Source organism: bacterium, from assembly GCA_024228115.1.
Taxonomy (GTDB): domain Bacteria; phylum Myxococcota_A; class UBA9160; order UBA9160; family UBA6930.
Window position 1 is genome coordinate 1 of record JAAETT010000475.1, and the last position, 570, is coordinate 570.

Annotated in this window: 1 protein-coding gene; it reads right to left on the bottom strand. The window is 61.6% G+C overall.

Going from position 1 to position 570, the window contains the following annotated elements:
• Positions 1–106 precede the first annotated feature (106 nt).
• The gene (locus GY937_20490) at positions 107–394 is read right to left on the bottom strand and encodes a hypothetical protein (GenBank protein ID MCP5059090.1); all 288 of its coding nucleotides are present in this window, start codon (positions 392–394) and stop codon (positions 107–109) included.
• Positions 395–570 lie beyond the last annotated feature (176 nt).

Consider the following 570-nt stretch of genomic DNA (forward strand, 5'->3'; position numbering starts at 1 on the left):
GACACTACCTCGCGGCTCTCGATCGCGAACTCGACACCGATCCGACCGACACCGATTCGCCGTTCTGACGAGAAACCAGCACTCGCGCGCGACCACGGCTAGATGATCAGATTTCTACGGTTTCTCGTGATCGCCAACAGATGAAGACCCTTCTCTCGACATCAATGAGGAGAAGCTCGTCTGGTACGACCGCGGAGAAGGCACGGGCGGCGGTGCAGTAGACCTTGCCCAACGTGTCCTCGGTGAGGAGGGTACACGCGATCTGCTGCGATCGATCGGTGATGGCTCTCGCCTGCAGCCGGCACCGACGCCCCCGGCGGTAGCGGCCAAGCCGCCTCCGATCGTGGAAAAGCTCGGAGCCGCGACTTCCGCGCAGATCCTCCGACTCCGCCAATCCCGGCGCGTAGTGAAGGGCACGACGCTCGACGAGTTAGCAGGGTGCTGAAAAACCCCGTGCTTCACTCCTTCAAATGGTAGAAAAGAGGCGGGGGTAGAGGGAATGCGGGGAAGCGATCGAGAGCAGGGTTCGATGTTCAGCTACGTAGCGCTGGAAGACCGGATTCCGGCGGA